We start from the raw sequence: 7,195 nt of genomic DNA on the forward strand, positions 1-7,195 counted from the left end.
CTGAGGACAAGGTAGGGGAAGCCGTCACCCTTAACAACATCGGTAAAGCCTACGATGAGTTAGGAGAAAAGCAAAAAGCGCTAGAGTACTTCAATCAATCCTTGCCAATATTCCGGGTAGTTGGTGATAAGAGAGGGGAAGCCGCTACTCTCTATAATTTTGCCTACCTAGAACTCAACAGAGGCAACCTCAGCGCAGCTCTAACTCGAATAGAGGCTGCCATCAATATTATTGAAGACCTCCGCACCAAAATTGCCAGCCAAGAACTCCGCGCCTCATACTTTGCCACCGTGCAAGGTTATTACGAGTTCTACATCGACCTGCTGATGCAGTTGCACAAAACCAACCCATCCAAAGGATACGACGTCCAAGCCCTCAACGCTTCCGAACGCGCCAGAGCACGCTCTCTCCTAGAACTCCTCACCGAAGCTCATGCCAACATTCGCCAAGGTGCAGACCCCAAATTACTAGAACAAGAACGCACTCTGCAACAGCACCTCGATGCCACAGAACAACGCCGGATACAACTGCTGAGCACTCAATATACAAACAAACAGTTAGCCGAAATCAAGCAACAACAAGACTCCCTCAACACCCAGCTTGAGCAAGTCCAAGAACAAATCCGCCGTACCAGTCCCCGTTATGCGTCCCTCAAGTATCCTCAACCTCTCACCCTGAGTGAAATTCAGCAACAAGTCCTCGATGACAACACCCTGCTGTTAGAGTACAGCTTAGGCGAAGACCGCAGCTATCTCTGGGCAGTCACCAAAACCAGCATCAACAGCTACGAACTCCCCAAACGCGCCGACATCGAAAAAGCCGCCCAAAGTTTCTACGAAAATACAGGAAAACAAAAAGCACCAGAACAAAGAGGACTCGGTGCTGTTCCCCGTGAGGATAGCCTAGAAGTCACCACCAAACTCAGCCAAATCCTCTTATCGCCCGTAGCAGGACAGTTGGCAGGCAAACGCTTACTCATTGTCAGCGACGGCGCACTGCAATATTTACCCTTTGCCGCCTTACCAACACCCGACAGTATTGGGAAGGACAAAAATCCCGTACCGTTAATTGTCAATTACGAAATCGTCAATTCACCCTCCGCCTCTACCGTAGCCATCATCCGCCAAGACACCAACGGGCGTAGATTAGCACCGAAGAAGGTAGCTGTCATCGCCGATCCAGTATTTAGCAAAGACGATGAACGCCTCAAAACCTCGGTAGGGGCAACCACAGGGGGATTGCCCCTACAAAGCGCCAACCTTAACGACTTGGACAGCTTAGCGTTAACTCGCTCCGCTACAGAAACCGGTGTTACGTTCCAACGTTTACCCTTTACCCGGAAAGAAGGCGATCGCATTCTCTCCCTCATCCCCAATACCCAAAGCCAATCAGCCTTTGATTTTGCCGCCAATCGTGCCACAGCCACCAACCCCCAACTCAGCCAATATCAAATCGTGCATTTCGCCACTCACGGCATTCTCAACAGCCAAAATCCGGAACTATCGGGAGTCGTACTTTCATTAGTTGATGAAAAAGGTACACCCCAAAACGGCTTCCTCCGACTCAACGACATCTTCAACCTCAACCTCCCCGCCGAACTCGTTGTCCTCAGTGCCTGCGAAACCGGACTCGGCAAGGAGATTAAAGGAGAAGGACTCGTAGGCTTGACAAGAGGCTTTATGTATGCAGGTGCGCCACGGGTGATGGTGAGTTTGTGGAGTGTGGCGGATGAAGGCACATCTGAACTGATGAGTCGATTCTACAAGAAGATGCTGCAAGACAAGTTACAGCCAGCCGCTGCCCTAAGAGCCGCGCAGATAGAGATGTTGCAGACTCCCCAATGGAAATCTCCGTATTATTGGGCGGCATTCACCTTGCAAGGGGAGTGGAAATAAACCAATAGTCGGGACGGGCAAGATGCCCATCTCACAAGATTTTTGTCAACAACGCTAGTGCAAATCTAGATATAGAGCAGCTTAGCAGTGACCAACTGTTCACTGTTCACTGCTTTGATTCCTCCTGACGCCACTGCGCGACAGGAGACAATAGAAATAGATTACCGAGTTGCCCTGTGCTCCATGAGCTATTGTCTCAATCCTGATTGTCCAAAACCCACCAATAACCGACCTGGAGCCAGATTTTGCCAAAGTTGCGGCTCAAAGTTGCTACTGGGCGATCGCTATCGTGCCCTCGAACTGATCGGACAAGGGGGATTTGGCAGAACGTTTTTGGCTGTTGATGAATACAAACCCTCAAAACCTCACTGCGTCATTAAGCAGTTTTACCCCCAAATCCAGGGTGCTAATCAGATTCAAAAAGCGGCTGAATTATTTGAACAAGAAGCAGTACGACTCGACGAGTTGGGCAAACATCCTCAGATTCCGGAACTGCTGGCGCATTTTACTCAAGATAGCCGCCAATATTTGATACAAGAGTTTATTGAAGGGCAAAATTTAAGCCAAGAACTGGAAACGGCAGGTGTTTTCCAGGAAGCCCAGATTCGAGAATTGCTCGAAAGCTTACTTCCCCTTTTAGAGTTTATCCACTCTCAGCAAGTCATTCACCGCGACATCAAGCCAGCTAATATCATTCGTGGCTTAAATAAACAACTGATTCTTGTTGATTTTGGTGCTGCTAAATTTGCCAATGAAAGGGCTTTGCTGATGACAGGAACGACGATTGGTACTCCTGGATATCTTGCGCCTGAACAAGCTAGGGGCAAAGCTGGTTTTGCTAGTGATTTGTACAGTTTAGGAGTAACTTGCCTCTATCTACTGACTCAGATTTCCCCGTTGGAATTATTTGATGTTGGTGAAGATGCCTGGATATGGCGGGAATATTTGCAGAATAATCCGGTAAGTGATGAACTCGGTTATATCTTAGACAGACTCATCGAAAACGCGACCAAAAAGCGCTATCAATCCGCTTCAGAGGTACTCCGAGACTTAGATTCTAAATCGCCGCACCCCATACAACTTTCGGCACAACCTGCCTCGAAGCTGCCAACTTTAACCTGGAAATGTTTATCTACTCTTCGGGGGCATTCTAGTGTAGTTTGGTCAGTTACCATTAGTCCCGATAGCCAGATTCTAGCGAGTAGCAGTGGAGACCAAACAATCAAGCTGTGGCAACTATCCACAAGAAAAGAACTGCGTAGTTTTGAGGGTCATAACTACTGGGTTCGTTCTCTGTCCATCACGCCAGATGGGCAGATTTTAGCCAGTGGCAGCGATGACAATACCATCAAGCTGTGGCAACTATCCACAGGGAAGCCACTTCGCACACTTAAGGGTCATAAACGTTGGGTTCGTTCTCTTGCCATAACGCCAGATGGGCAGATTCTGGCTAGTAGTAGCAATGACCAGACGATTAAGCTGTGGCAGTTATCAACAGGTAAAGAACTTCGCACCCTCGCCGGTCATAGCGACTGGATTGGTTCTCTTGCCATGACGCCCGATGGGCAGATTCTGGCTAGTGCTAGCAACGACCAAACCATTAAGCTGTGGCAGCTATCCACAGGGAAAGAACTTCGTACCCTCGCGGGTCATAGCGACTGGGTTCGTTCCCTTGCCATAACACCAGATGGAGAGATTTTAGCCAGTGGCAGCTATGATAAGACAATCAAGCTGTGGCAGCTATCCACAGGGAGAGAACTCCTTAGCTTCACAGGTCATACCGAAGGGGTTCGTACTCTTGCCATAACACCAAATGGAGAGATTTTAGCCAGTGGAAGCGACGACAACTCCATCAAGTTGTGGCATTTGGGTACAGGGCAGGAACTTCTCACTCTCACGGGTCATAGCGACTCCGTTTATTCTGTTGCCTTCAGCTTAGATGGGAAAATTTTAGTGAGCAGCAGCAAGGATAAGACGATTAAGGTTTGGCAGTGCGATTGAATAGATAGTGAGCCTAAAAAATTTTCAATAAAGTGATGTTGGCTGGCTATAATTGCTAACTACGGACACTCTGTCCGAAAATAAGAGCCTACACTAAATATTTTTTAGCCTTATTCAATCCCATGAATTTTATTAATCCTAAAACTGACTTTGCGTTCAAAAAAATATTCGGTTCTATTGATAGCAAGGATATTCTAATTAGTTTTCTAAATGCTCTTCTCTATGAGGGACAATCCATTATTGAGGATTTAGAAATTATTGACCCCTATTCCGCTCCTAGTATTCCTACGCTGAAAGATACATTCTTGGATATCAAAGCCAAGATTAGTGGAAATAAGATCGTGATTATTGAAATGCAGGTTTTGAATGTTGTCGCTTTTGATAAACGAGTCGTCTACAACGCAGCAAAAACCTTTTTCACTCAACTCAAATCAGGTCAAGGCTATTCCAGATTAAATCCTGTCATTGCTTTAACGATTACTGATTTCCAAATGTTTAGCCAACGGAACAAGGTCATCTCCCGTTTTACCTTCGCTGATATGCAGGATTCATTTGTATATCCCGACCATCCTCTAGACTTGGTATTTGTTGAGTTACCCAATTTTCAGAAAGAGTTAGCTGAGCTAGAGACAATAACCGACAAATGGATTTATTTTCTGAAACAAACTAATACCCTGGAAACCATACCAGAGACAATGGGTGAAGTGCCAGAAATTCAAAAAGCGTTGAGGATTGCCAATGTTGCTAACTTAAGTTTGCAAGAATTGGAAGATTTAGAGAAGCAACAGATGTTTCTAGAAGACCAACGAGGGGCAATTCTCAAAGGCATAGAAGAAGGTTTACAGCAAGGCATCGAGCAAGGTTTACAGCAAGGCATCGAGCAGGGTTTACAGCAAGGACAAGTCGGGTTGATCTTACGTCAATTAGAGCGTCGTCTGGGAACAATAAGTCCTGATATCCAAAGCCGCATCCGCCAATTATCCCTGGAGCAATTAGAAAATCTAGGAGAAGCGGTGTTAGATTTTGCTAGTGCAGCCGATTTAACAGCTTGGTTACAGGCTCAAATCCAGTTTTAAAGAGCATTGATTCCACAATTGCTGTCAGATGATAAGTTGAGAGTAGTAAGAGGAGCGATCGCGCAAAACCCAAAACCTTCGGAATTCGCGAAATCAGCATACTTTAAGACGATTTACCATAGATTTAGTCTGATGAGCGTCTTCTCCCATGAGCTATTGCCTCAATCCAGATTGCCAGAGACCTACCACTAACCCAATTGGGGCAAAATTTTGTCAGAGTTGCGGCTCTAAGTTACTGCTGCAAGGACGTTATCGTATCCTTAAACTCATCGGACAAGGGGGCTTTGGCAGAACCTTTTTAGCCGTGGATGAAGACCAGCCGTCAAAACCTTACTGCGTCATCAAGCAATTTTTTCCCCAAGCTCAAGGTATTGCCAACCGACAAAAAGCCGCAGAACTCTTTGAACAAGAAGCTGTGCGATTGGAAGAGTTGGGACAACATCCCCAAATTCCCCAATTCTTGGCGCATTTTGAGCAGGAGAATCGCCAGTATTTAGTGCAGGAGTTTATTGAGGGGCAAAATTTAGCTCAAGTCCTGAAAGCTGAAGGTATTTTCAACGAAAAGCAGATTCGGGATTTACTCAACAGTTTGCTGCCTGTTGTGGAGTTTATCCACACTCGCAACGTTATTCACCGAGATATCAAGCCAGAAAACATCCTTCGTCGCCATGACGGGCAATTAATTTTGGTTGATTTTGGCGCTGCTAAATATGCTACAGGAACGGCTCTCGTCAGAACAGGAACTGCCATTGGTTCAGCGGGGTATGCTGCACCCGAACAGGCTGGGGGGAAAGCTGTTTTTTCCAGTGATTTGTATAGTTTAGGCGTAACCTGCCTGCATCTGCTGACTCAGACTGAACCCTTTGACTTGTATTCGTTTAGCGATGCAACCTGGGTGTGGCGCAATTATTTGAGCCGTGCTGTTAGTCGTCGCCTGAGTCAAGTCTTGGACAAAATGGTCGAGATGGCAACGAGTCGGCGCTTTCAATCAGCTGTAGAGGTACTCGACGCCCTAAATTCTCCAATTTATCCTCGAACCAGTACACCAAGAGTTACTCCTGTCCAATCCGCTACTCCCTTACCGCAAGCGAGATTTGCCCCTACCTCGAACTCACCCACCCAGAACTGGAGGTGTGTTTATACTCTTAAAGGGCATACCGAATCGATTCGTTCTCTCGCCATAACGCCGGATGGGGAAATTCTGATCAGTAGCAGTGATGACAAGACAATTAAGCTCTGGCAGCTAGCAACTGGACAAGAGCTTTGTACGCTTAGAGGTCATTCTAAGTCAGTGTGTGCGATCGCCATTAGTGCAGATGGAGAGATTCTCGCCAGTGGCAGTGAAGACAAGACGATTAAGCTCTGGCAGCTAAGCAAGGGGATACAAGTCGGTTCCCTAACTCTAGGGAACTGGTTTTCTAAAGATTCAGGCTGTGTTTATTCCGTCGCCATGAGTCCAGAGGAGCAGATGCTCGCCAGTCTAGATAATAGTGGAAGGGTTAAGCTGTGGAATCTAAAGACGGGGCAGGAAATTCGTCGTCTCCAAGGTGATACGAGTTGGATTAATGCGATCGCAATTAGCCCCACTGGGCAAACCCTCGTCACGGCTAGTGGGGATTCGATTCAGCTGTGGAATCTCAGGACGGGGCGACAATTTCGGATTCTCAGTGGTCATAAAAGTTGGGTTCGTACCGTTACCTTTAGTCCAGACGGTCAAACGCTTGCCAGTGGTAGCGATGACGCGACCATTAAGCTTTGGCATCTGAAGTCAGGACAGGAACTGTGTACCCTGAGAGGTCATATGCGATCCATTTATTCAGTTGCTTTTAGTCCCATCTACCCGCTGTTTCCGGATAGTGTCGTTAGCGAAGTAGGCCGCAGCCCAGGTGATTATCGTCCACAAACCGCTCTTGAGGAAATAACCTACTCGGCTGGCGAAAGGAAAGCATCAGCAGCTCCCTTCACCAAGCCATTTGCCAAGACTCAGGAGCTACAAGTTAGGCAAATCTTGGCGAGTACCAGTGATGACCAGACGATTAAGCTGTGGGATACCACTACAGGGCACGAGCTTTGTACACTCTCAGGTCATGCCAGTTGGGTTCGTGCGATCGCTTTTAGTCCTGATGGGCAAACCCTCGTTAGTGGTGGGGGTGACTCCATGATCTATATTTGGCAGTGTGATGCGCTGAGGCAGAGGTCGTAACCTTTTAATTCTGCGATCGC

General features: G+C 47.1%; 4 protein-coding genes. All 4 read left to right on the forward strand.

Going from position 1 to position 7,195, the window contains the following annotated elements; all coding sequences use genetic code 11:
• A partial coding sequence (locus V6C93_RS29200) for a CHAT domain-containing protein (protein WP_333480186.1) occupies positions 1–1,895 on the forward strand: 1,895 nt, incomplete at its 5' end.
• Between the two features lie 183 nt (positions 1,896–2,078).
• Positions 2,079–3,896 (forward strand): serine/threonine-protein kinase, encoded by a 1,818-nt coding sequence (locus V6C93_RS29205; RefSeq protein WP_349262872.1) that lies wholly within the window; start codon positions 2,079–2,081, stop codon positions 3,894–3,896.
• Positions 3,897–4,018: 122 nt separating this feature from the next.
• Positions 4,019–4,972 (forward strand): Rpn family recombination-promoting nuclease/putative transposase, encoded by a 954-nt coding sequence (locus V6C93_RS29210; protein ID WP_333480188.1) that lies wholly within the window; start codon positions 4,019–4,021, stop codon positions 4,970–4,972.
• 148 nt (positions 4,973–5,120) lie between these two features.
• On the forward strand, positions 5,121–7,175 hold the full coding sequence (locus V6C93_RS29215; protein ID WP_333480189.1) for a WD40 repeat domain-containing serine/threonine-protein kinase: 2,055 nt from the start codon (positions 5,121–5,123) through the stop codon (positions 7,173–7,175).
• The last annotated feature ends 20 nt before the right edge of the window (positions 7,176–7,195 follow it).

It is taken from the genome of Allocoleopsis sp., from assembly GCF_036703385.1.
GTDB lineage: Bacteria > Cyanobacteriota > Cyanobacteriia > Cyanobacteriales > Coleofasciculaceae > Allocoleopsis.

Bases quoted from the DNA above. Each gene is read 5' to 3' on its own strand.
- V6C93_RS29215 (WP_333480189.1), top strand. From the start codon at position 5,121: ATGAGCTATTGCCTCAATCCAGATTGCCAGAGACCTACCACTAACCCA.
- V6C93_RS29205 (WP_349262872.1), top strand. From the start codon at position 2,079: ATGAGCTATTGTCTCAATCCTGATTGTCCAAAACCCACCAATAACCGA.
- V6C93_RS29210 (WP_333480188.1), top strand. From the start codon at position 4,019: ATGAATTTTATTAATCCTAAAACTGACTTTGCGTTCAAAAAAATATTC.